This is a genomic window from Azospirillum sp. UENF 211521 (assembly GCF_058780535.1).
Map to the genome: position 1 here is coordinate 2,368,253 of NZ_JBSNCF010000001.1, position 23,223 is coordinate 2,391,475.

The following is a 23,223-nucleotide window of genomic DNA, read 5'->3' on the forward strand; positions in this document are numbered from 1 at the left end:
TTGGTGATGCTGTGTATGACGAGGATCTTCCGATGCTGACGACGCATCCGTTCGACGACGACAAGCTGCGCGAGGAGTGCGGCGTGTTCGGCATCCACAGCCATCCGCAGGCGGGGGCCATCACCGCGCTCGGCCTGCACGCGCTGCAGCATCGCGGCCAGGAAGCCTGCGGCATCGTCAGCCACGACGGCGACCGCTTCCATCTGGAGCACACCCTGGGCCTCGTCGGCGATCACTTCTCGTCGGAAGCGATCATCGGCAAGCTGAAGGGCCCGCAGGCCATCGGCCACGTCCGCTACGCCACCACGGGCGACACGACGATCCGCAACGTCCAGCCGCTCTACGCCGACTTCGAGTTCGGCGGCTTCGCGCTGGCCCACAACGGCAACCTGACCAACGCACACACGTTGCGCCGCCAGCTTGTTCGCCGCGGCTGCCTGTTCCAGTCCACCACCGACACCGAGACCATCGTCCATCTGATGGCCATCGCCCGCGGCGGTTCGCCGGTCGACCGGCTGATCGAGGCGGTGCGGCAGGTCGAGGGCGCCTTCTCCCTGGTGGCGCTGACCCCGAACGAGGTCATCGGCGTGCGCGACCCGCTGGGCGTCCGTCCGCTGGTCCTGGGCAAGCTGGGCGACACCTACATCGTGACCAGCGAGACCTGCGCGCTCGACATCGTCGGCGCCGATTACGTGCGCGACGTCGAGCCGGGCGAGATGGTCGTTCTGAACGAGCAGGGCGTGCAGAGCCTGCGCCCCTTCCAGCCGCAGGGCCGCCGCTTCTGCATCTTCGAATACATCTACTTCGCGCGGCCCGACAGCGTGATGGAGGGGTCCTCCGTCTACAACGCCCGCCAGCGGATCGGCGCCGAGCTGGCCCGCGAATCGGGGATCGAGGCCGACGTGGTGGTGCCGGTTCCCGACAGCGGCGTGCCGGCGGCCCTCGGCTACGCCACGCAGAGCGGCGTGCCCTTCGAACTGGGCATCATCCGCAACCACTATGTCGGCCGCACCTTCATCGAGCCGACCGACCAGATCCGCCATCTGGGCGTGAAGCTGAAGCACAACGCCAACCGCGCCATGATCGAGGGCAAGCGGGTGGTGCTGGTGGACGACAGCATCGTGCGCGGCACGACCTCCAAGAAGATCGTCGAGATGGTGCGCGCCGCCGGGGCGAAGGAGGTGCACATGCGCATCTCCAGCCCGCCGACCTCGCACCCCTGCTTCTACGGCATCGACACGCCGGAGCAGAGCAAGCTGCTCGCCCACCGCATGTCGGTGGAGGAGATGCGCGACTTCATCCAGGCCGACAGCCTCGCCTTCATCTCGCTGGACGGCCTCTACCGCGCCATGGGCGCGGAGCGCCGCGACCCCCAGAAGCTAACCTTCTGCGACGCCTGTTTCACCGGCGACTACCCCATCGCGTTGACCGACGCGCTGGACCATCCGCCGGTCGAGGCGAACGTCCGCATCCGCGCCTGACCGCCTGACCACCGCCGCGACGGGCCGGCCGCAACCCAGCGGACCGGCCCGTTTGCCAATCCCGCTACCGAACATCGTCGAGTCGCCGCCATGTCCCGTCTTTCCGGCCGCACCGCCCTCATCACCGGCGCCTCGCGCGGCATCGGCGCCGCCGTCGCCAAGCGCTTCGCCGCCGAAGGCGCCCACGTCATCCTCGCCGCCCGCACCGTCGGCGGCCTGGAGGAGACCGACGACGCGATCTTCCAGGCCACCGGCCGCAACGCCACGCTGGTCCCGCTGGACCTGCGCCAGTTCGACAAGATCGACCAGCTCGGCTACTCGATCTTCGAGCGCTTCGGGAAGCTCGACATCCTGGTCAGCAACGCCGGCGTTCTGGAAGCGCTCGGGCCGGTCGCCCATTACGATCCGAAGCTGTGGCAGCGCGTGATGGACGTGAACGTCACGGCCAACTTCCGCCTGATCCGCTCCTTCGACCGCCTGCTGCGCGCGTCCGACGCGGGACGCGCCATCTTCGTGACGTCGGGCGCCGCGAACGCGCCCTACCCCTACTGGAGCCCGTACGGGGCCAGCAAGGCAGCGCTGGAGATGATGGTGAAGACCTACGCGATGGAAATCGCCTCGTCGAACCTGCGCGTCAATCTGGTCGATCCCGGCATCGTGGCGACCAAGCTGCGCATGCAGGCCTTCCCCGGCGAGGACCAGACCAAGCTGGCCCAGCCGGACGACGTCGCCGAGGCCTTCGTGGCCCTGGCCGACGCCTCCTGCACCCGCCACGGCGAGGTCGTGTCGGCGCAGGGGTGAAGAAGTTTGAGCCCTCCCCTGCGTCAGCGGGGGAGGGTTTGGGTGGGGGCCGTGAGCGACGGCTCAGTCGTCCGCGTACGGGTTCTTCTGCTTGCGCAGCAGTAGCCGCACCGGCACGCCCGGCAGTTCGAACGTGTCGCGCAGATGCGCGATCAGGTAGCGCTGATAGCTTTCCGGCAGGTCCAGCGGCTTGTTCACGAACAGCGCCACGGTCGGCGGGCGCGTCTTCACCTGCGTCGCGTAGCGGATCTTCACGCGGCGGCCCTCGACCAAGGGCGGCGGGTGGTGATCCAGCACGCCCTCGATCCAGCGGTTGAGCTGGGCGGTCGGGATGCGGCGGTTCCACTGCGCGTAGGTGGACAGGATCGAATCGAGCAGCGTGTCCAGCTTCTTGCCCTGCAGGGCAGAGATGGTCACGACCTCGACGCCCTTGATCTGGGCCAGCGCGGCCTGCAGCTTGTCCTCGACCTGACGCAGGGCCATGGCGCGGTCGTCCACGGCGTCCCACTTGTTCAGGGCGATGACCAGAGCGCGGCCTTCCTCCACCACCGTGCGGGCGATGGTCAGGTCCTGCTTGTCGAGGATCTGGTTGGCATCGACCACGAGGAGAACGACCTGCGCCATGCGGACGACGCGCAGGGCGTCGGCGACGGCCAGCTTCTCAACCTTGGCGTCGACGCGGGCGCGGCGGCGCATGCCGGCGGTGTCGACCAGACGGAACTTGCGGCCGCGCCACTCCCAATCGACGCTGATGGCGTCGCGCGTCATGCCGGCCTCGGGGCCGGTCAGCACGCGCTCCTCGCCGATCAGGGCGTTGAGCAGGGTGGACTTGCCGACGTTCGGGCGGCCGACGATCGCGATCTGGATCGGGCGGGCACGCTCCTCGTCGGTTTCCGGCTGGTCGCCGACGGGCAGTTCCTCGCCATTCTCCCCCTTGAGGGGGGCCGGGGCCGTCTCGACCGGCACCGGCTCCGGCGGCGCGTAGGGCAGCAGGGCCTCGACCAGATCGGCCATGCCCTCGCCATGCTCCGCCGACAGCGCGAGGGGGTCGCCCAGGCCAAGCTCGAAGGCCTCGTAGAGGCCGGTCATCCCCACCTTGCCCTCGGCCTTGTTGGCGACGAGGATGACGGGCGTCTTGCTTTTGCGCAGCAGGGCCGCGAAGTGGCGGTCCAGCGGCGTGATGCCGGTGCGGGCATCGACGATGAACAGCGCCACGTCGGCGCGTTCCAGGGCGCGTTCGGTCTGGCGGCGCATGCGCGCCTCCAGGCTGTCGTCGGTGACGTCCTCCAGGCCGGCGGTGTCGACCACGGTGAAGGACAGCCCGCCCACGCGGGCGGGGGCCGAGCGCCAGTCGCGCGTCACGCCGGGCGTGTCGTCGACCAGCGCCAGCTTCTTGCCGGCCAAACGATTGAAGAGAGTCGATTTGCCGACATTCGGCCGACCGACGAGAGCAACGGTAAAGGACATCGGGCCGGGGGCCTTATAAAGAACCAGGGGCGGCGATCAGCGGTACGCCACCAGCGTACCGTTCTCGCCCAGGACATATAGGGTGTTGTTCGCCACGACCGGAGGCAAATAGGTGGAGGCCGGCAGCGAATAGCGGGTCAGAACCTGCCCGTCGGCGGGTGACAGGGCGAGCATCTGCCCGTTCGACCCGGTGACGTAGAGCTTGCCGCCCGCCAGAACCGGACCGGACCAGGTGATCGGCCCCTTCTTGTCCTCCGGATCGGTGAACTGCGCGAGCTGGGTGACCCAGCGGGCATGGCCGGCCTGACGGGTCAGGGCGACCAGCTCCGAATCGTTGGTGACGACGAACAGATGGTCACCGGCGAGCCACGGGGTCTGGGTGCCGCCGATCTCGGCTTCCCACAGGCGGATGCCGATGCGCTCATCGATGGCGACCATGCGGCCGGAATGGCCGATCGCATAGACGACGCCGCGGTCGATCACCGGAAGACCGCGGATGTCGGCGAGGCTGCTCAGGGCGCCGCTGCGGCGGATCGCCGCCAGGCTCTCCTGCCACGCCACGCGCCCGTTCTCCGGGCGCAGACCGTACAGCTCGCCGGAGGAGTAAGGTGCGACGATCAGGGTCGGCGAGGCGGCCGGGCTGACGGCGCCCAGCAGGCCCGCCGTCTCCAGGATGCCCTGATGCGACCACTGGACGGCGCCGTCGGAGGCGGACAGGGCGGTGAGCTGGTTGTCCAGCGTCAGGACGAGGACACGCCCGCCCTCCACGGTCGGTGCGCCACGCACCGGACCCGGAACGCGCTTGCGCCAGATGATCGAGCCGTTGGCGGGATCGAGCGCCACCACCTCGCCGAAGCCGGTGGCCGCGAAGACGCGCCCGTCGGCGTAGGCGACGCCGCCGCCGCTGGCGCCGCCGCGCTCCTTCTCCGGCTTGGTATCGATCCGCCAGAGCTGGCGCCCGGTCCGCTCATCGAGCGCGGCGACGTGCGAGTCGGCGTCCATGGCGAAGATGCGGCCGTCGGCGATGATCGGCGTCTCCAGCAGGGAACGGGAGCTGCTGGCCCCCGTGCCGACGTCGCCGCGCCACGCCTCGGCCGGCGTGGCCGACAGAGCGAGGTTGCCGCCGCCGTGTTCCGGCGTGCCACCGGGCTGCGCCCAGGCCGGGTTGGCCACGGCGGTCGGCAGGGCGACCGGCGTGCCGACCAGCCGCTGGTCGACCTCGACCTTGCGCTCGCGGGTCAGGACGGACACCCGTTCGCCCGGCAGGGGCGGATCGGGGGTCTTGCCGAACCACCCGCTGACGGTGTCGCAGCCGCTGAGCAGCACGGCCAGCAGCGGGGCGGAAAGCAGGGCGGTGCGCAGGGAGCGGCGCTTCGCCGTGGGGTACGCGGTCGGGTGCGCGGCCGGGGCGGCCATGGGAATGCGGGTCATCAGCTCTTGCCGTAGAGGGTGGCGAGATCGGAGGCGCGCGACCGGACGCCGGCCGGAGCCTGCGAGTCGTCGGCCAATTGCTGGAACAGGGTCCGCGCCTTGTCCTTGTCCCCGGCACGGGCGGCCAGCACGGCGCTCATCTCGCGGGCGGAGAAGCGCCAGGGGTTGGCGTCGGCGGTCAGCGGCTGGAGCCGCGCCTGGAGCTGGGCCGGATCGCCGGAGTCGAGCTGGTGCATCACCGAGAGCAGGGCCGCCAGCTCGCGGTAGACCGGAGCGGCGCCGGCGGTGCCGGACAGCTTGTCGTAGACGGCCACGGCCTCCGCCGTCTTGCCCTCGCGGGCCAGCAGGGCGGCGGCGTTCAGCTGGGCGAGCGCGGCCATGCCGGGATCGGCCTTGCCAGCGAAGGCGGCCAGCGCCTCGACGCCCTTGTCGGGCCCCTGGGCGGCCTGCGACAGGGCGGCGGCCAGGGCCGTCGTCCCGCTTTCCTTCTGCGACTGCTGCCAGTTGCGCCAGGCGACCGTGCCGCCCGTCGCGGCGACGACCGCCAGCGCGGCCGCCAGCATGATGCCGCCGTAGCGCTTGAAGACGCGCTCCATGCGGTCGCGGCGCAGATCCTCGTCGACTTCGCGGAAAATATCGCTCATGGCTCTACAGCGGCATCCTACGGCACGAAAACCGTTACAGCGGGGATTGCGCCCGCGCGCGGCTGCGGCGGGCGGTTCTGATGGTTCAAAGGGCCGGATAGCACTGGGCGCCGCACGCGGTCAAGGCGCAACGGCGGCCCTCCGGGTATTAAGGCCGCGCTTTGGGCGGAATCAGGTCGGATTCCGCCATTTGATCGAGCAGCCCATGCTGGGGATCTGGTCGGTCGGCCCCTGCCCCGTCTGGGCGATGCGGACCATCGCGTGGAACAGCTCGCGCGGCGCGTCGGGGATCGGTTCGCGCTTGGAGGCGTCCAGCCGGCCGCGATACTGCAGGCAGAGGTCGGCGTTGAAGCCGAAGAAGTCGGGCGTGGAAACGGCACCGTAGGCCCGCGCGACCTCCTGGGTCTCGTCGAGCAGATAGGGGAAGGTGAAGCCGTGCTCCGCCGCGAAGCGCTTCATGTTCTCGAAGCCGTCGTCGGGATAGGCGTCGGTGTCGTTCGACATGATGGCGACGGCGCCGATGCCGTGAGGCCGCAACGCGTCGACCTCCTCGACGATCCGCCCAATCACCGCCTTCACGTACGGGCAATGGTTGCAGATGAACATGACCAGCGTGCCGCTCGGCCCCTGGACGTCGGCCAAGCTGTAGGTCTTTCCATCGGTTCCCTTCAGGCTGAAATCCTCCGCCTTCCGGCCGAAGTCGCACACCGGGGTTTCCGCCGCCATCGCTGTCTGTCCTCCGTTTGGGCCCGTATGGGCACGCCGCTGGCGCGGCTTTGAACGCGAGTATAAGAGGTGAGGCGAAAGCCGGAATCGAAAAGGCCGCGGCGGCACCTTGTTCGTGCCTGCTCGCGGCCCTGCCGGTCTCCAACCCGTTTTTCTTGTGTCCTGCCCTGCCCCGCTGCGTTCGACTCCGGTCCCTTACGAGGCCATGGCGGCGGCGGCGATCACCGCCTGCGTGCGGTTCTTGACGCCCAGCGACTTGAAGATCGCCGTGACATGGATCTTCACCGTGCCCTCGGACAGGCCGAGTTCATAGGCGATCTGCTTGTTCGACTTGCCGGCCCGCAGACAATCCAGGACTTCGCGCTGGCGCTGGGTCAGGCCGTAGGCGCTGCGGTCCGCCCCGTCCAGGCGGCCACGGCGCGGCGCCGCGTCGGAGGCCGCGGTCGCGGCGGTGAGCGCGCCGGGGGGCACATAGATGCCGCCCGAGAAGACGAGGTTCAGCGCGCCCATCATCACCTTGACGCTGCTGGACTTCGGAATGTAGCCGGTGGCCCCATGGTCGAGCGCGCCACGGATGTCGCTCAGCGCCTCGGAGGCGGAGATCACCACCACCGGAACGCCCGGCTGGCGGCTCTGCACCTCGCGCAGCCCGTCGAAGCCCGGCCAGTTCGGCATGTGCAGGTCCATCAGCACCACGTCGAACCCGCCTCCAACGCTGCATTGCTGCAGCACCTCGTCGAAAGTGCCCGCCTCGACAAAGATCGCGTCCCCGTGAAGCTGCTCCAGAAGACGGCGCAGGCCTTCACGAAAAAGGAGATGGTCGTCACCGATCAGAATTTTCATGGCCCCGTCCGCCTTCGTTTTTCCCGTTGCTTCGGATCAGCCCAACCCGGACTAACCGGGCCACCCCATTGGCGATCCACCAACCCTTTCGCCCTGTGGCTTGAAGAACTGCTACCACATTCGGAAGAGGGGCAATATCCGGACAAGGGCCATAGGTCATTTGCGGCCGGGAACCGCTGCCCCCTACAGCGAAGGCCGACTGAACAAAACACGAACTATGACCTTGCGTCTATATCTCTGCACGAAAGAAAGCGGCAGCGGAATTTTTTCCAGCTTTGGTTGTTCGAGACGAGGACGGCAGTGACGACCGGTGACAAAACACCCATTACGCGCAGAGGGTTAGCACCAATGATCGAATTGCGTGAAAACCTACCCGATCGGTGCGTCATCTTGTACGAATGGCCGGCGCTTTTCCTGCACGAATGCCCCACTTTGCGACACACACCTGTACTGGCCTTTCAGTGTGGCTCGTCACAAAAGAGTTATCGCTTGGAGCGATCCGGTCGCCATTCAGATGCGCTTGACGATCTTGAGTGATCATCTATCGTTTGATTTACGTGTTACACGACTAATTTATAAACTGTTTGTCACAGTGTCAAGTTTTTTTCCAGGTTTGATGGATATATACCAGAAATTCGATGCAGTCTTTAAACGAAATCACTTAAGCGAAGACACAGAGCGCCGACGGATAGAGAGCACGAGACAAGCCTAAAACACAGGCGGCGATAATGCCCGACAAGGGCTTGCCGTGGATGCCTCCTCCAAACAGAGCTGACCCATGCACATGAACCATGAGTACGCCCAAGAGAAAGCATCGCACTCGACCCGCAACGCGGTGACCCCAATGCACGTCTGCCTGATTCTCGACAACAATTCCCTCACCGACATCGTGGTGCAGGCGCTCGACCGGGCCGGTCGCCATCGTGTGACCGTCTTCCACGACATATCGGAACTGACGCAGAGCACGCTGACGCCCGATGCGATCTTGATCGGCCTTCAGCAGTTCACCGCGCTGCGCGAGAACGAACCGATGGTCTATCTGCGGCTGTCACGCCGGTCGCGGATCGTCGTGGTGCTGTCGTCGCGGGAATTGCTGGACGCCGCACACATCCTGGCCTTCGCCGATGCGTGGGTGTTCGAGGACATCAACGTGGACCGCATCAACGAACTGCTGGACCTGGGGCTGGAGGGGCACTGTCTGATGCCCAAGCAGTTCCTGTCCCGGCTGGGCGTCGATGAGATCCGGCTGACGCTGCTGCCGCGGTTGTCGGAACCGGAGTTCGAGACCCTGCGCCTGCTCGGCCAGGGGCTGAACAACCGGACGATCGCCAACCAGCTCGATCTGTCCGAGGCGGTCATCAAGTCGATGGTGCGCAGTGTTCTGTCCAAGCTGCACTTCCGCAACAGAACGGAAGCCGGCGTCTTCGCCGCGCGACAGCAGGGCGCGTTGCAATCCGCCCGGGAAGGCATGGTTCCGCCGCACATGCACGCGGCCCCGGCCCACCGGACGGGCACGTCCTGACGTCACGTCGGACGCGCTTCACCCCTGAAACCGAAAGAATCCCGGCCACCGTGCCGGGATATTTTCTGTCCGCCTGTCGGCGTCTCTCCGGGCCCCACCTTGGCAACGCGACCCGCGCCCTCCTCAGAGCCGGCCGTGGTGGCGACCAGACGCGCAAACGCCGGACCGGCCCGCCTCCCGAAACGGGTGTGGCGGGCCGGTCCGGCGTCTTGCACCGGTGGAGATGACCGCGGGAGAGCGGTTACTGGTGGGCCGCCGCCGCGGTCACCGCGCCGGCCCCGGCCAACTCGCCGCCGATGCCGTTGTTCAGCGCCCAGATCGCCGCCTGCGTGCGGTTGGAGGCGTTGATCTTGCGCAGCAGGCTCTTCAGGTGGACCTTCACCGTCGCCTCGGTGATGTTCAGATGGTTGGCGATCATCTTGTTGCTGTCGCCGTTCAGCAGACAGCGCAGGATCTGGACCTCCCGCTGCGACAGGCCCTTGCGCGACACCGGCATGTCGGTGCCGTTCCCGTTCACCCGGCCGGAGATCAGCAGGGCCGCGAGATGGGTCGGGAAGACCTTCTCGCCCATCATCACCAGGCGCAGCGACTGGGCCAGCGCGTCGGACGACAAGTCCTTCATCAGGTAGCCGTCGGCCCCGGCCTCCAGCGCGTTGGCGAGGCGGCGGGTGCACAGGTCGCTGGTCAAGATGACCATGCGCGCATCGGGAAGCTGGGCGCGCAGGCGGCGCATGCCGTCGGCCTCCTCCTCACCCCCATTCACCAGATCGAGCAGGATGAGCTGCGGCCGCAGGCCGTTCTCCACGGAGTTCAGCGCTTCGCGCAGGTTCCCCGCCTCGGCGGCGATCTGGAAGGGTGAATCGTCGAGAAGCCTCTTCAGGCCTTCGCGGAACAGCTTATTGGAGTCGATCAGAAAAGCACGCACTGGTTCCATTGGTCAGCTCCCGCGATTTTTGGAAAATTGCTCTGACTCCCTGGGCAATCTTGTAGGTTACCAATCACCCGAGGTTTCCCCACCCGTGCCCCACCGATGGCATTGACGTGCCGATATTTTGGATGACCTTACCCCTGTGTCGTGCAACACGGTACCACTCTGTGGGATTAAAAGAAGAACGCATTGGACATATGCGCAAAGCTACTTTTAATCATGGATTACTGCATCTCTTTTAAAGTACACAGCATCCCCAATCGAATGGATACTTTGAGGATTTCTCTACCACTTTCTTGCGGGAGCGCGCACGTTTTGGGTGCGCATGGGGACGGGCCGGTTCATGGGAGTTGCCAAAAGTTCCCGACCCCAAACGGGCAGGAGGCACTCATGCCGAAGAAGCGCATCCGCCCCTTGCCATGCCCGTCCTATGATCGCCACCGCCCCTTCGCCGTAGGTCATAACACCATGCGGCGGGAAGCTTCTTGATGGACGCGGTGCGTGGTTCGATGTGGACGATGATCGGCGCGGCGGCGGCCGGCTACCTGCTGCTTCTTGCCCGAAGCGCCTGGAAGCAGGGCGAGATGCGCCAGTTCCTGCGCAGCCTCGCCATCGTGCTCGCCTTGTGCGCGCTGGTCGCCGGCGCGGTCCTCGCCGCGATGCTGCTCGATTCGCGCTGACGACCCTGCGGCCGCCGGGCGCCGGACCGCGTGCCCGAACGCACGCCCAAACGCACGAAGGCCCCTCCCCGCCTGACGGCGGAAAGGGGCCTCCCCGGACCGGACTGCCGTGGATGGACGGTCAGATCTGGCCGCGCTCGTGGGCCTGACGCATCAGCACATACTGGCGCATCATCTGGTTGCGGAAGCGGTAGCGGGTCCAGCCCGGCTCGACCACCGGAGCCAGCACGCCGCCGTACTCCTCACGGCAGAGCCGTTCCAGGATGCCGAGCGCCTCCTTGGTCGGCGGAGCGCCGTTCGGGCCGGCCAGTTCCTTGGGGTCGAAGGTCCCGTAGGAGTCCGCCGGGCACAGGGCGCAGGCCAGCAGCACGTCCTCCAGCTCGGCGCGGCGTTCGGCGGCCAGCGCGCGGGCGTAGGAGTCGACGATGCCACGCTCCGCCTCCTGCAGGCAGCGGGTGACCGCGTAGGCGAGGTCGTCCCGCTCCACCACCGTCGAGCCGCGGCTGACCGCGCTGCGCGCGGCGTGCAGGCCGAGAAGCTGCGCGTAGTAGGGCAGACCGCGGACGAACTCGCAGACGCGGTCCACGGCCTCCGGCGCGAAGGCGATGCCGGCGTTCTCGGCCCCGGCGTTGATGAGGCGGCCGATTTCCACATCGGTCATCAGCGGCAGATGCACCGGCACCAGCGAGCGCTGGATCGACGGATGCTTGCCCAGAAGCTGGTCCAGATTCTCCGCGACGCCGACCACCAGCAAGGTCACCGGGATCGAGCTGTCGGTCAGGTTCTTGAACAGCTCCGCCAGCTTGTTGCGGAAGTCCTCGTCGGTGACGCGGTCATACTCGTCGAGGATCAGCAACACATGGGTGGCGTGGATGCCCGACAGGACCTCGTTCAGCTCCGTCACGCTGAACCCGCCCTCGGGCAGAAGCTCGTTGAAGCTGGTGAAGCTGCGGCGCGAGGCGAAGGGGTTGTCGATCCCCGACCGGTAATAGGTCGAGGGGATCTTCTTCAGGAAATGGCGGAAGATGTCCTCGAAGCTCAGCTCCGCGCTGCAGGTCAGCTTCAGCGAGAGGTAGCCGGCCTGGCCGGCGATCTTCTCAATGGCGTTGGCGACGGAGGTCTTGCCGCGGCCGCGGTCACCGAACAGGATGACGTGCGCCCGCTCCTCCTCGATGGCGGAGATGATGCGCTTCAGCGTGTCGGTCCGGCCGATGAACAGCGAGTTGAGCTGCTGCTTCGGCCGGGTCGGCGTGAAGGCTTCGCGCAGCAAGCCGTTGAGTTCGGGGGTAAGCCCCTTCAGCATGGCCGGCGCACCGACCGCCCCCGGTCCGCGCAGGCCGCCGTTGACGGTCATGGTGAAGCGTGGAAGGTCCGTGTCGGCGGGAGCCTGGCCGCGCTGGCCACCCAAACCGCCACCGAGCGGGCTGTTCAGCGGATCGTGCCGCAGCCCCGACGGGCCGCGCATCGTCTCGCTCAGCCCACCGCCCAGCCCGCCACCAGTCCCGGTGCCCGCCGCTCCGCCGACCGGGCGCAGATGCGGTGCCGGACGGCCCGCGAGGGGGCTCTGGGATTGCATCGGCGGATGGCCGTGAGCCGCATTGCCCGGGGTGGCGCCCGGTCCGGCCGCTCCACCACCCGTGATGCCGCCACCCATGGACATCCGGTCATCCGCATCGGCGGTCGCCCGCCGCTTCCGAAAGAAGTTTCGCATCCGTCCCGATCCCAGAATTCCGCGTTGTCGTCACCAGCCGGCCGAGGCCGGTGGTCTGATCGCGCCGCCCGCCCCGCCCCGGTGAAGGTGCCCGGCGGCTGCGGTGAACGCATTCCGGATGTAAGCGATGCGTCGCCAAGGGCTGCCTGGGATTTCGGATTATTATCCGGAGGAGGTCCCACCCTTATGGCGACTCCTTTCGGGTGGTCCGGTGCTTCAGAAGCCGGCGGCGTGTCCCAGCAGAGTCCAGACGAACAGGGTGCCGAACAGGGCCGTCAGGCCGGCAAGCTCACGCAGGAAAACCAGGATCGACATGGCACTCTCCCTTGGTCGGTGGACCGCGCCGCGACGGGCGCCGGTGAAACGCTCGACGTCTTCGCCGATGGAGAAAAACCTAACAGAACAAAATATGAACAACAAGGACGATGTTCATTTTTTGTTCCACTCAGAACCGGCTAACACGGCTCTGGGGGAGGATCAGTGGCGACGGCGGGCGCCGCCTTGCACGCTGCGGCTGGCACCCCTGCACCACCGGAACCATATGGTCTTGTGGTGAGCGGTTGATGTAAGGAGAAGGTTCGCGGCCGAAGCGTTCCGCCCGCAAGGAGGGACTTCCAACACCGGACCGCGATCCGAACGAACGGACCACCATGGACAGCGCCAATCAGCAAACCGGCGACGGACCGAACGGCGCCGCTCCGGCCACCGCCCCCACCTCCGCTCCCGCTCCCCCGGGCCATTCCCCTCAGGCCAACCGCATGCCCGCCCTTGTCCTGGGGGCGCTGGGCGTCGTCTACGGCGACATCGGGACCAGCCCGCTCTACACCATGCGGGAGTCCTTCACCCACACCGGCCTGCCGCTCGACGAGCCCACCATCCTCGGCATCCTGTCGCTGGCGACCTGGGCGCTCATCATCGTGGTGACGCTGAAATACGTCCTGCTCGTGATGCGGGCGGACAACAAGGGCGAGGGCGGCGTGCTGGCCCTGGGAACCCTGGCCCACCGCGGGCTCAGCTCCCGAGCGGGCAACCGGGCCATCATGGCCCTGGCGATCCTGGGCATGGCGCTGTTCTACGGCGACAGCCTGATCACCCCGGCCATTTCGGTGTTGAGCGCGGTCGAGGGGCTGAAGGTCGTCACCCCGTCCCTGTCGCCCTACATCGTCCCGATCACGCTGGCGGTGCTGACCCTGCTGTTCCTGTTCCAGAGGCAGGGCACCGGACGGGTCGGCATCTTCTTCGGCCCGATCATGGGGGTGTGGTTCGCCACACTGGCGGTGCTGGGGCTGATGCAGGTGATGCATTGGCCGGACGTGCTGCGCGCCTTCAACCCGCTGTACGGGGCGGCGCTGTTCGTCGACCACGGCTGGGTGGCCTTCCTGACGCTGGGCGCCGTCGTGCTGGCCGTTACCGGGGCCGAGGCGCTCTACGCCGACATGGGCCATTTCGGGCGGGCGCCGATCCGCATCGCCTGGCTCTACCTCGTCCTGCCGGCGCTGCTGCTGAACTACTTCGGACAGGGCGCCATGCTGCTGCACCAGCCGGAGACGCTGGAGAACCCCTTCTTCCATCTGGCGCCGGACTGGGCCCAGCTCCCGCTGGTCCTGCTGTCGACGGCGGCCACGGTCATCGCCAGCCAAGCGGTGATCTCCGGCGCCTTCTCGCTGACCCGGCAGGCCGTGCAGCTCGGCTACCTGCCGCGCCGCGAGATCCGCCACACGTCCGAGCATGAGGTCGGGCAGGTCTACATCCCGCGCAACAACTGGCTGCTGCTGATCGGCGTGGTGATCCTGGTGATCGGCTTCGGCTCCAGCAGCAACCTCGCCGCCGCCTACGGCGTGTCGGTGACGGGGGCCATGGCCATCGACACGATCCTGGCCGCGGTGGTGGCGTGGCGGCTGTGGCGCTGGAACCCCCTGCTGGTGGTGACCGCCTTCTCCCTGCTGCTGGTGATCGACCTCGCGCTGTTCGGGGCGACCCTGCTGAAGGTGCCGGACGGCGGCTGGTTCCCGCTGCTGATCGCGGCGGCGGTCTACACGCTGATGACCACGTGGCGCCGCGGCCGCCGCATCCTGGCGGAACGACTCTACGCCGACGCCCTGCCGATGGACCTGTTCCTGCAGCGCGTCACGCCCCAGTCGCCGCAGCGCGTCGCCGGGACGGCCGTCTTCATGACCGGCAATCCCGACGTCGTCCCCCACGCCCTGCTCCACAACATCAAGCACAACCGGGTGCTGCACGAGCGGGTGGTCGTCATGACGGTCATCATGGAGGAGGTGCCGCGCGTCTCGCCGGACCGTGCCGTTCTGGTGGAGAAGCTGGGCAAGGGCTTCTTCCGGGTCGTCCTGCGCTTCGGCTATCTGGAGCAGCCGCACATTCCCCGCGCGCTGGAGCGGTGCCGCCGCTTCGGCCTGCATCTGGACATGATGGAGACGTCGTTCTTCCTCGGCCGCGAGACTCTGATCCCATCGCGGTCGACCGGCCTGCCGGGTTGGCGCGAACCCGCCTTCATCCTGCTGTCGAAGACGGCCCTGTCGGCCACGGAGTTCTTCTGCATCCCGCCGGGCCGGGTGGTGGAGCTGGGCACCCAGGTCGAGATCTGACCGTCAGTCCCGCGCCACGATCGGGGTGAGGCCGAACCGGGCGGCCGCGGCCTCCAGTCGCCCGTCGCGCTTGACCGCCTCGACGAACCGATTGACCCGGTCCAGCCACACCGGGTCACCCGGCGCCACCGCATAGGCGTAGGGCGTGGGCTGGACCGGCGCGTCCGGCGTGATCAGATGGGCCCATTGGTGGACGGTAAGCACCCTGCGGCCGTAGGGATAATCGGTCAGAAAGGCGTCGGCGCGTCCCGACTGCACCTCCTCCTCCCGCTCCTGCGGCCCGGACACGATGCGGATGCTGGCCTTGCGGAGGGATCGGCTGGCGTAGTCGTCCATGACGGTGCCTTTCTGAACCGCCACCACCATGCCGTCCTGGTCCAGATCGTCCCAGCGCAGGATGCGCGGGTGCGTCTGGGAGGATACGGCGTAGATGCCGCTGCGCAGATAGGGCTGGCTGAACGCGATCCGTTCGGAGCGGTCGGTTGTGACGCCGATTCCGAACATGCCGATGTCGCAGCGGTCGCCCAGCAGGTCGGCGGCGACGGTTGAAAAACCGCTTTCCACGAAGCTGACCCGCACGCCCAGATCCTGGCCGAAGGCCCGCGCCATGTCGACATCCAGGCCCTGCAGCTCGCCGCTGTACGGATTGCGAAAGGAAATGGCGTAATAGTCCGGCCAGATGCACACGCGCATCAATCCTGTGCGCTGCACCCGGTCGAACCGCGCCTCTGCCCGGGCCGGCACCGTGCCGCCCAACAGGATCATGGACTGGAGGGCGGCGTGGAACGCCACCGCCGACAGTGCGATGGAAAGACGCCGCACAGCCCTATCCCCCCGAAATCCGGCTCACACTGCGGCAGGATAGCACCCTGCCCCCCGTCTGCACAGCGCGGGCTTGCGCTTCGCCCGCCCGCTGTTAAGATTCGCGCGAACTCATCACTCCCCACGGAGCCGCGCGTGATGGCCAAGCTTGCCCTGCTGCAGCATCGGGGCGCCCTTCTTGCATTGGCTTTCTTATCGTTGACGGCTCTTTTGTTCGAGTTCACCTATGACATTCATGCCGACCGCAGCTTGACGTTGAAGAAAGCTGCGGAAAACATCGACAATCTGGCAAGCGCCCTGGAAGCTTCGGTCAGCCGCACCGTGCAGACGGTTGACATCACGCTCGCGTCGGTGGGCGACGCGGTGATCCTCGGGCAACTGCTCGATGGCCCACCGGTCCAAGGCCGTGAAGATGGCGCGCTGGGCCCCTTGCTTCAGGACCGGCTGCGCCGGTCGCCGCACATCCGAGGTTTCTCTGTCCTCGATCGCCGGGGCGTCCTGGTGGCGACCACCGAGGATTCCCGCTTGCTCGGCACCTCCTTCGCGGAGACGGACCTGTTCCGCGCCCACCTGTCCGGCCAGAGCAGGAGCCTCCATGTCGGGAGCCCGGTGCGGGGGCGTTTCCTGACCCCGGCCGGGGCCGCCGAGGACCGCTCGGGCAAATGGGTCCTGCCGATGAGCCGGGCCATCCGTGGCGCCGATGGGACGCTTCTTGCGGTCGCGGTCGCCTCGGTCAACCCCGAGTATCTGCAGGGCGTCTTCCGTGCGGTGCGCAACGGGCTGCACGGAACGGTGTCGCTCTACCGACGCGACGGCCTGCTGCTGACCCGGTTTCCCCAGGATGGGGCGGACGGGGCGGACGGCACCGGCACGCCGATGGCGGGGATGGAGCTGTTCCGGACCCAGCTTCCGGTGTCGGAAGGCGGCGTGTTCCACGAAACCACCCCGGACGGGGTCGAGCGCATCACCGCCTACCGCGCCACACCGGTCTGGCCGCTGGTGCTGGTGGTCAGCCGCAGCGAGGACGAGGAACTGGCCGGCTGGTGGACCAACCAGCTCGAGATCGCGGTCGTCTCGCTGGGCTCCGGGCTGGTCATCCTGCTGTTCACCGCCGTGCTGACCTTGCTGCGCCGCAAGGACGCGCAATTGGAGGACGGCAACGCCCGTTTCAACGCGCTTCTGGAAACCGCCGTGGAGGGCATCCTGACGGTGCGCGCGGACGGCGTCATCGAATCCGCCAACAGCGCGGCCCACCGGATTTTCGGCTACCCGCCCGGCGGCCTGATCGGACGCCATGTCCAGGAGCTGATGGAGCCGCATCACCACACGGCCCACAACCGCATCATGGAGGCCATCGCCACGGGCGCCCGGCGGATCGGTCCGAACTTCTCCCGCGAGGTGAGTGGCCTGCGGATGAACGGGGAGGTGTTTCCCCTCGACCTGTCCCTGGCCGAGGTGCAGACGCAGCACGGCATCGTCTTCGCCGCCTTCTTCCGCGACCTGTCGGAGCGCAAGCGGGTGGAGCGGGCGCTGACCGAGGCCAAGGAGAAGGCCGAGGCCGGGCAGCGCAGCAAGATGGAGTTCCTGGCGACCATGAGCCACGAGATCCGAACACCCATGAACGGGGTGATCGGCATGGCCGGGCTTCTCCAGGAAACCAGCCTCGACGAGGAGCAGCGCGGTTACGCCGACACCATTCGCGACTCCGCGGAATCGCTGCTCACCATCATCAACGACATCCTCGACTTCTCCAAGATCGACGCCGGTCGCCTCACGCTGGAGATCACCGACTTCGAAGCGGTGCCGCTGGTCGAGAGCGTCGTGGAACTGCTGGCCCCGCGCGCCGCCGCCAAGGGGCTGGAGCTGGCAAGCTATGTCCCGCCGGCCCTGCACGGCCCGCTGCGGGGCGATCCCGGACGGCTGCGCCAGATCCTGATCAATCTCGCCGGCAACGCGGTCAAGTTCACCGATCAGGGCAGCGTCACCATCGTGCTGTCGGTCGAGCCGAACAGCCTGTTTCCCGAGGCGGACGGAGCGGACGCGGGCGACAGCGGAGGCGGAACTCCGCAGGACAGGCCGGTGACCGTCCGCTTCGAGGTTCGGGACACCGGCATCGGCATTGCCGCGGCCGACCACAAGCGTCTGTTCTCCATGTTCAGCCAAGTGGACGGCTCGTCGGCCCGGCGCCATGGCGGCACGGGGCTGGGCCTCGCCATCTGCAAACGCCTCACCGAATTGATGGGCGGACGGATCGGCGTCCACAGCATGCCCGGAGAGGGGAGCGTGTTCTGGGCCGTCATTCCCCTGTGGCGCGGCGCGGCGGCGGAAACCGCACCCAAGGCGGAAGAGGCGGGCGCCTGGGCCGGACGGCGTGTTCTTCTGGTGGACGATCTGGCGGTGAACCGCGACCTGCTGGCCCGCCAACTCGCCGCGCTGGGGCTGGAAACCGAAGCCGTCGCCACGGGAGGAGACGCCCTGCGCCGGCTGCTGGACGCCAGCGCGGAGGGGCGCCCGTTCGACGCCGCCATTCTCGATCATTGCATGCCGGGCCTGACCGGGCCGGAGCTGGCCGTCCGCATTCGCGCCGAACCGGCGCTGGCCGGCCTGCCCCTGGCCTTGGCCACCTCCCACCGCATGGGGGACGCGGAGGGAAACGCCGCCGGCGTGACAGTGCGGATCGTCAAGCCGATCCGCGCGACGGCGTTGCGCACCGCCATCTCACGCCTGTTCGCCTCGCCGCCCAAGGCATTCCCGCAGAAGGCACGGACCGCGGCGCCCCCCCAGGCAACGGGCGGGCAGCGCCCGCCGCGGCGCTGTCCGGATCGGCTCTTTCCGGTCCCCTCCGGCGCCGCATCCTGGTGGCGGAGGACAATCCGGTGAACCTGCAGGTGACCCTCGCCCTGCTGCGCCGGGGTGGCCACGCGGTCGATTCGGTGTCGAACGGGCTGGAGGCGGTCAACGCCGTCGCCGCCCTGCCCTACGACCTCGTCCTGATGGATGTCCAGATGCCCGAAATGGACGGGCTGGCGGCGACGATGGCGATCCGCCGGATGGGCGGACCGGCGGCGGTCGTGCCGATCGTCGCGATGACCGCCAACGCCATGGAGGGGGATCAGGCCGTTTGCCTGGCCGCCGGGATGAACGATTATTTGGCCAAGCCCATCGTGGCCGAACAGCTTCTGTACACCGTCGCCCGGTGGACCAATGTCCCGGAACCGGACGAGCCGAACCCGCCGAAGCCGCGCCCGGAAACGGGCCCACCGCCGCGGATCGACCATGCCAAGCGCCGGGATCTGCGCGACGCGATCGGCGATGAAGGCTTTGCGCTGCTGATGGACATCTTCCGCCGCGAGACGCCGGGCCATCTCGACCAGCTCCGGGCGGCGGCCCGGAATCGCGACTTCACGACGGTGGAGCGCTCGGCCCACATCCTGAAGAGTTCGGCCGGCAATGTGGGCTTTGCCGAGGCTTCGACGCTGGCCGACGACCTGGTCGCCGCCGCCCGCCGCCGGGATGCCGCGGGCATCGACGGCGATCGCATCCAGCGTCTGGAGGCCGCCCTGAAAGACGCCGCCAGGGATGCCGCCAAGGACAGCGCGCGCGCCGCCGCCTCGACGGAGGATGACCGGGTGGCGCTGGAGACGATTGGACCTTGGAAGGGCGGACCTCGGACGGGCGGCTCCGGGACGACCTGACCTCCCCAAAACATCCGGAGTGTGGCTTAGGGTCGTCGGGCCGCGGCTGTCAATTCCTGCAGGTACGCGACTCGCCCAAGTGGCCGGTTGCATTGACGGCCGCGTCGCCCGACCTCGCCGCCCGACCTCGCCGTTGCTCAGCGCTGACCGCCGCAGACACGCGCGACGAAGCTGTCGATGTCGCCGTTGAGAGTCACGGCGCGCCGCGCCAGCTCGCCGGCCGACGAAAGCACCTGACTGGCGGCGGCGCTGGCGTCCTGGGCGCCCGAGGACACGCTGGTCACCGCGTCGGCCACGGTGCGCACGCCGGCCGACGCTTCGCGGATGGACCGGCTGATCTCGTCGATGGCCGCGCTCTGCTGTTCGGCGGCGCTGGCGATGCCGACGGCGATCTCGTCGATGTCGTGGATCATGCCCCCGACATGCTGGATCACCGTCGCCGTGGCGCGGGTCACCGACTGGACCTGGGAAATCTGGGCGGTGATGTCCTCGGTCGCCTGGGCCGTCTGGTTGGCGAGATTTTTCACCTCGGTCGCCACCACGGCGAAGCCCTTCCCGGCTTCGCCGGCGCGCGCCGCCTCGATCGTCGCGTTGAGCGCCAAGAGGTTCGTCTGGCTGGCGATGTCGTTGATGAGCTGGACGACCGCGCCGATCTGGTCGGAGGCGGCGAGCAGCGAGCGGATGGTGGCGTCCGCCTCCCGCACCTTCTCCACCGAGCTGCGGGCGAGATCGGCGGTGCGGGACACGCCCTGGGCAACCTCGCCGATGGCGCCCGACACCTCTCCGGTCGCCGCGGCCACCCCGTCCACGTTGGACGACACCTGCTCCGCCGCCGAGGCCGCGGAGAAGGACTGCTCGCTGGCCGTGGCCGCGGTCGCCGTCATGGCGGTGGAGGAGGCTTCGAGCTGGGCGGCGCTGGCCGACAGGCTCTGCGCGACCTCCTTGATGTTGGCGCCGATGCGGGTGGCGCTTTCCACGAACTCGCGGCTCTTGCTGTCCATCGCGGCCAGCCCGTCGTTGATCTGGCGGGAATAGGCCCCGAACTCGCCGACCATGCCGGTCATCACGATGCGGCGGTAATACTGCCCCTCCGCCGCGTGCTGCATGGCGGCGTTGGCCTCCTTGCCGAAGGAACTCCACACGGTCCAGCAGACGGTTGATGGTGCGCAGCATGTCCGCGATGGGGCTGTTGCCGTGGATGTTCAGGATGCGCGGCTGAAGGTCGCCCTTCTCCGCCGCGGCGATCACCGTCATGGCCTTCCGGATGGTCCGGTTGGTGAGCCTCAGCCAGCGGATCGCGGCAAGACAGGGGAGGAGCGCCAGCAGGCCCAGCGCGGCGGCGGCGACGTTGCCGGTGGCAAGACCGTGCACCGCCTGCGCCGCCGACAGCAGGGCGACCAGAGCGATGGCGGCGAGCGATTTAGAGACTGAAGACAAACTCGTCATAGCTCGTGCCCTTGTCGCGCAGGAGTTTTTCCAGCATGGCGCCGGAGGCCGTCATCGCCGCGTTCCGGTCGGCGTGCCGCGCCTCTTCCGCGCGCAGCGCGGCGTAAAGGCCAGCAGCCGCCTCCACCGCCGGCCGCGTCGGAACGCGCCGGCTGGAATGGTAGCCGGTGATGGTCCGCCCGTTCCCGTTGTCGGGATTGCCGAAGACCGGCGTGACGTGGGCGAACACCCAGTAATGGTCGCCGTTCTTCGCCCGGTTGATCACATAGGCGAAGATCTCGGTCCCCGCCTCGATGCGGCCCCACAGCAGTTTGTAGACGCAGCGGGGCATGTCCGGATGGCGGACGATGTTGTGCGGCCGTCCCAGCAGGTCCGCCTCGCCGTACCCGCTGATGCGCAGGAACACATCGTTGGCGTAGGTGATGCAGCCCCTGAGATCGGTCTTCGAGACGATGATCTCGTCGCGGTGAAAGGTCCGCTCCTGTCCGGTCAAGCCACCGTGTGTGCCGTCTATGCCGACCGCCATGACCGTCCGCCTCTCAAACACCTGACAAACAGGTCACCAACCCGACCGTTGGTAATAAGTTTTGCTAATGACTCATAGCGTACGTAATAATCGGTTGGCTTTAAAAACGGACCGTCGCCAGCTGCGACAAATTGTACCACTCACCGCCGGGAATACAGCGGCTCACATGCCCGGTTCGTAGACGACGACGCGGTTGCGCCCCTCGCGCTTGGCCCGGTAAAGGGCGAGGTCGGCGCGGTGAATCGCCTTTTCCAAGGTGTCGTAGGCACTGTCCAGAGCGGCGATGCCGATGCTGCTGGTCAGGTGGAAGCGGCCTTCGGGACCCGGAATCGCCATGCGGGACAGGTGGCGGCGCACCCGCTCCGCGACCACGCGGGACTCCTCCGCGGTGGCGCCGGGCAGGACGACCACGAACTCCTCGCCGCCCAGCCGGCCGAGGATGTCGTACTCACGCAGGATGGCCTGACAGCCGCCGGCCACCATGCGCAGGGCGTCGTCTCCGGTGGCGTGGCCGTAGCTGTCGTTGATGCGCTTGAAATGGTCGACGTCCAGCACGAACACCGACAGCGGTTCGTTGAAGCGGTGGGCGCGGGCGAGCTGCGAACGCGCCAGCTCCATGAAGGACCGCCGGTTGTAGATGCCCGTCAGCGGATCGCGGGAGGCCATGTCCCGCAGCGCCTCCTCCATGTTCCGGCGGTCGGTGTAATCGTAGATCCAGGCCAGATTCACCTGTACGCCCTGGATCACCGCCTGATTGACGGTGAACAGCGTCCAGAAGGACGATCCGTCGGCCCGGCGGAACTGCACCTCCATGTTGGTCACCGACCCGAAGGAGCGCAGGCGATCGATCACCCGCTCCCTCTGGTGGCGGTCGAGATAATAGTCGCGGGCCTGCCGGCCGATCAGGTCCTCGCGGGTCAAACCGATCAGTTCGGCGAAGCGGGTGTTGACGAAGATGATCTTGCCGTCGTCGCGGCGCGACACCGACACGCCGATCGGGCTCTGCTCCAGGATGGCCTGCAGCCGCTCCTCGCTGGGCAGCCCCTCGGTCAGGTCGTGGATCACGCCGACAATGCCGCCGAGGTTTCCGGCGCTGTCGCAGAAGACCGCCTTGGTCAGGCTGGACAGGCGGGTGGTGCCGCCGACGAAGGGAACCGCCTCCTCGTAGCTGCGCTGCCCCCAGGTGACGGTCAGTTCGCGGTCCTGGTCGGCGTGCGCCCCGGCGATGCGCGGATCCATCACCGCGAAGGCGGTCTTGCTGACGATGCTGCGGCGCTCCAGCCCGGTGTAGCGTTCGAAGGCGTCGTTGCAATCGGTGTATTCGCCCGCCGCGTTCTTCACGAAGACGGGAACCGGCAGCGTCTCGAACAGCACTTCCTTCATCAGGAGTTGATCGCGCAGGGCGGCCTGGGCCTGCCGGTGGTGGGTGACGTCCGTGAAGACGCGCAGCGACTGCCGCTCGCCCAGCGGGCTGGTCAGGGGGCCGACCGACTCGGACACCCAGACGGTTCGGCCATCCAGGCACCGCAGCGGCCTTTCCCCCGACGCGTCCGGAAAAGCCGGAAGAATGGCCTCCTCCGGTTCGAGCGCCGCGAGGTCGCAGCCGGTCAGGCCACCGGGCGCATAGCGCAACAGAGCGTGCAGAGCCGGATTGGCATACAGGATGGTCCCCGTGTCCGTGGTGACGCAGACCCCCGACGGCAGCGTGTCGAACGCACGCCACAGCGTTGCCCGGGCTTCCTCCGCATCCCCAGAAGGACTCATTGAACCGACCGAATCCAGCATGGCCCCCACAGCGTCATGGAAGATTCTTGCGCCACGATAGGGCAAACCAGGAGTACGTTAGCCGATGCGCCTTTTTGCCCCTGTGTGCCATCTTGTCGCGCTATGGTGGTGA

The 23,223-nt window shown here is 67.7% G+C and carries 19 protein-coding genes; 8 read left to right on the plus strand and 11 right to left on the minus strand.

Features of this window, described 5'->3' with window-relative positions:
* The first annotated feature begins 32 nt into the window (after positions 1–32).
* Both purF and ACWPN5_RS11145 read left to right on the plus strand, forming a co-directional pair.
* The gene (gene purF, locus ACWPN5_RS11140) at positions 33–1,481 is read left to right on the plus strand and encodes an amidophosphoribosyltransferase (protein WP_014240365.1); all 1,449 of its coding nucleotides are present in this window, start codon (positions 33–35) and stop codon (positions 1,479–1,481) included.
* Between the two features lie 90 nt (positions 1,482–1,571).
* Positions 1,572–2,282 carry an SDR family NAD(P)-dependent oxidoreductase gene (locus tag ACWPN5_RS11145; protein WP_200478352.1) on the plus strand — a complete coding sequence of 237 codons (711 nt, stop codon included), beginning with the start codon at positions 1,572–1,574 and terminating at the stop codon, positions 2,280–2,282.
* A 63-nt stretch (positions 2,283–2,345) separates the two neighbouring features.
* Here ACWPN5_RS11145 and der read toward each other — a convergent pair whose 3' ends face one another.
* The 5 genes from der to ACWPN5_RS11170 all read right to left on the minus strand — a co-directional run bounded on the left by der (position 2,346) and on the right by ACWPN5_RS11170 (position 7,393).
* Positions 2,346–3,749: a ribosome biogenesis GTPase Der gene (gene der / locus ACWPN5_RS11150; RefSeq protein WP_145686374.1), complete on the minus strand. Its 1,404-nt coding sequence runs from the start codon at positions 3,747–3,749 to the stop codon at positions 2,346–2,348.
* A 36-nt stretch (positions 3,750–3,785) separates the two neighbouring features.
* The gene (locus tag ACWPN5_RS11155; RefSeq protein ID WP_492295410.1) at positions 3,786–5,180 is read right to left on the minus strand and encodes an outer membrane protein assembly factor BamB family protein; all 1,395 of its coding nucleotides are present in this window, start codon (positions 5,178–5,180) and stop codon (positions 3,786–3,788) included.
* Positions 5,180–5,824, minus strand: coding sequence for a tetratricopeptide repeat protein (locus ACWPN5_RS11160; protein WP_145686376.1), 645 nt, complete (start codon positions 5,822–5,824; stop codon positions 5,180–5,182). Before ACWPN5_RS11160 ends, ACWPN5_RS11155 begins: the two co-directional genes overlap by 1 nt.
* Before the next feature lie 171 nt (positions 5,825–5,995).
* Entirely contained in the window at positions 5,996–6,550 is a 555-nt protein-coding gene (locus tag ACWPN5_RS11165; protein ID WP_492295411.1) for a thioredoxin family protein, read from the minus strand.
* Between the two features lie 195 nt (positions 6,551–6,745).
* On the minus strand, positions 6,746–7,393 hold the full coding sequence (locus ACWPN5_RS11170; RefSeq protein ID WP_145686378.1) for a response regulator transcription factor: 648 nt from the start codon (positions 7,391–7,393) through the stop codon (positions 6,746–6,748).
* Positions 7,394–8,171: 778 nt separating this feature from the next.
* On the opposite strand from ACWPN5_RS11170, the gene ACWPN5_RS11175 reads away from it, so the two are divergent.
* Complete coding sequence (locus ACWPN5_RS11175; protein WP_492295412.1) at positions 8,172–8,915, plus strand: response regulator transcription factor; 744 nt, start codon at positions 8,172–8,174, stop codon at positions 8,913–8,915.
* A gap of 241 nt (positions 8,916–9,156) precedes the next feature.
* On the opposite strand, the gene ACWPN5_RS11180 is transcribed toward ACWPN5_RS11175, so the two are convergent.
* Entirely contained in the window at positions 9,157–9,849 is a 693-nt protein-coding gene (locus ACWPN5_RS11180) for a LuxR C-terminal-related transcriptional regulator (protein ID WP_038527688.1), read from the minus strand.
* 482 nt (positions 9,850–10,331) lie between these two features.
* Here ACWPN5_RS11180 and ACWPN5_RS11185 point away from each other — a divergent pair, with 482 nt between their 5' ends.
* Positions 10,332–10,523: a hypothetical protein gene (locus tag ACWPN5_RS11185; RefSeq protein WP_145686381.1), complete on the plus strand. Its 192-nt coding sequence runs from the start codon at positions 10,332–10,334 to the stop codon at positions 10,521–10,523.
* A gap of 121 nt (positions 10,524–10,644) precedes the next feature.
* Here ACWPN5_RS11185 and ACWPN5_RS11190 read toward each other — a convergent pair whose 3' ends face one another.
* A complete protein-coding gene (locus ACWPN5_RS11190; RefSeq protein WP_247883201.1) occupies positions 10,645–12,099 on the minus strand; it encodes an ATP-binding protein in 1,455 nt (484 codons plus the stop codon).
* Positions 12,100–12,884: 785 nt separating this feature from the next.
* On the opposite strand from ACWPN5_RS11190, the gene ACWPN5_RS11195 reads away from it, so the two are divergent.
* On the plus strand, positions 12,885–14,837 hold the full coding sequence (locus tag ACWPN5_RS11195) for a potassium transporter Kup (RefSeq protein WP_186466119.1): 1,953 nt from the start codon (positions 12,885–12,887) through the stop codon (positions 14,835–14,837).
* Positions 14,838–14,840: 3 nt separating this feature from the next.
* On the opposite strand, the gene ACWPN5_RS11200 is transcribed toward ACWPN5_RS11195, so the two are convergent.
* On the minus strand, positions 14,841–15,659 hold the full coding sequence (locus tag ACWPN5_RS11200; protein WP_492295413.1) for an ABC transporter substrate-binding protein: 819 nt from the start codon (positions 15,657–15,659) through the stop codon (positions 14,841–14,843).
* A 138-nt stretch (positions 15,660–15,797) separates the two neighbouring features.
* Here ACWPN5_RS11200 and ACWPN5_RS11205 point away from each other — a divergent pair, with 138 nt between their 5' ends.
* Entirely contained in the window at positions 15,798–18,539 is a 2,742-nt protein-coding gene (locus tag ACWPN5_RS11205) for a PAS domain-containing protein (RefSeq protein WP_492295414.1), read from the plus strand.
* Entirely contained in the window at positions 18,536–19,354 is an 819-nt protein-coding gene (locus ACWPN5_RS11210) for a response regulator (protein ID WP_492295415.1), read from the plus strand. The genes ACWPN5_RS11205 and ACWPN5_RS11210 overlap by 4 nt, the downstream gene beginning before the upstream one ends.
* 137 nt (positions 19,355–19,491) lie before the next feature.
* On the opposite strand, the gene ACWPN5_RS11215 is transcribed toward ACWPN5_RS11210, so the two are convergent.
* Positions 19,492–20,460 carry a methyl-accepting chemotaxis protein gene (locus ACWPN5_RS11215; RefSeq protein ID WP_492295416.1) on the minus strand — a complete coding sequence of 323 codons (969 nt, stop codon included), beginning with the start codon at positions 20,458–20,460 and terminating at the stop codon, positions 19,492–19,494.
* 16 nt (positions 20,461–20,476) lie between these two features.
* On the opposite strand from ACWPN5_RS11215, the gene ACWPN5_RS11220 reads away from it, so the two are divergent.
* The gene (locus tag ACWPN5_RS11220) at positions 20,477–20,785 is read left to right on the plus strand and encodes a hypothetical protein (RefSeq protein WP_492295417.1); all 309 of its coding nucleotides are present in this window, start codon (positions 20,477–20,479) and stop codon (positions 20,783–20,785) included.
* Here ACWPN5_RS11220 and ACWPN5_RS11225 read toward each other — a convergent pair.
* On the minus strand, positions 20,775–21,326 hold the full coding sequence (locus ACWPN5_RS11225; RefSeq protein WP_492295418.1) for a PAS domain-containing protein: 552 nt from the start codon (positions 21,324–21,326) through the stop codon (positions 20,775–20,777). The genes ACWPN5_RS11220 and ACWPN5_RS11225 overlap by 11 nt on opposite strands.
* Positions 21,327–21,488: 162 nt before the next feature.
* Positions 21,489–23,090: a sensor domain-containing diguanylate cyclase gene (locus tag ACWPN5_RS11230; RefSeq protein WP_492295419.1), complete on the minus strand. Its 1,602-nt coding sequence runs from the start codon at positions 23,088–23,090 to the stop codon at positions 21,489–21,491.
* Positions 23,091–23,223 lie beyond the last annotated feature (133 nt).

Coding starts and splice junctions, on each gene's coding strand:
- purF (WP_014240365.1), top strand. CDS start 33: ATGCTGACGACGCATCCGTTCGACGACGACAAGCTGCGCGAGGAGTGC.
- ACWPN5_RS11145 (WP_200478352.1), top strand. CDS start 1,572: ATGTCCCGTCTTTCCGGCCGCACCGCCCTCATCACCGGCGCCTCGCGC.
- der (WP_145686374.1), bottom strand. CDS start 3,749: ATGTCCTTTACCGTTGCTCTCGTCGGTCGGCCGAATGTCGGCAAATCG.
- ACWPN5_RS11155 (WP_492295410.1), bottom strand. CDS start 5,180: ATGACCCGCATTCCCATGGCCGCCCCGGCCGCGCACCCGACCGCGTAC.
- ACWPN5_RS11160 (WP_145686376.1), bottom strand. CDS start 5,824: ATGAGCGATATTTTCCGCGAAGTCGACGAGGATCTGCGCCGCGACCGC.
- ACWPN5_RS11165 (WP_492295411.1), bottom strand. CDS start 6,550: ATGGCGGCGGAAACCCCGGTGTGCGACTTCGGCCGGAAGGCGGAGGAT.
- ACWPN5_RS11170 (WP_145686378.1), bottom strand. CDS start 7,393: ATGAAAATTCTGATCGGTGACGACCATCTCCTTTTTCGTGAAGGCCTG.
- ACWPN5_RS11175 (WP_492295412.1), top strand. CDS start 8,172: ATGCACATGAACCATGAGTACGCCCAAGAGAAAGCATCGCACTCGACC.
- ACWPN5_RS11180 (WP_038527688.1), bottom strand. CDS start 9,849: ATGGAACCAGTGCGTGCTTTTCTGATCGACTCCAATAAGCTGTTCCGC.
- ACWPN5_RS11185 (WP_145686381.1), top strand. CDS start 10,332: ATGGACGCGGTGCGTGGTTCGATGTGGACGATGATCGGCGCGGCGGCG.
- ACWPN5_RS11190 (WP_247883201.1), bottom strand. CDS start 12,099: ATGCAATCCCAGAGCCCCCTCGCGGGCCGTCCGGCACCGCATCTGCGC.
- ACWPN5_RS11195 (WP_186466119.1), top strand. CDS start 12,885: ATGGACAGCGCCAATCAGCAAACCGGCGACGGACCGAACGGCGCCGCT.
- ACWPN5_RS11205 (WP_492295414.1), top strand. CDS start 15,798: ATGGCCAAGCTTGCCCTGCTGCAGCATCGGGGCGCCCTTCTTGCATTG.
- ACWPN5_RS11215 (WP_492295416.1), bottom strand. CDS start 20,460: ATGCAGCACGCGGCGGAGGGGCAGTATTACCGCCGCATCGTGATGACC.
- ACWPN5_RS11225 (WP_492295418.1), bottom strand. CDS start 21,326: ATGGCGGTCGGCATAGACGGCACACACGGTGGCTTGACCGGACAGGAG.
- ACWPN5_RS11230 (WP_492295419.1), bottom strand. CDS start 23,090: ATGAGTCCTTCTGGGGATGCGGAGGAAGCCCGGGCAACGCTGTGGCGT.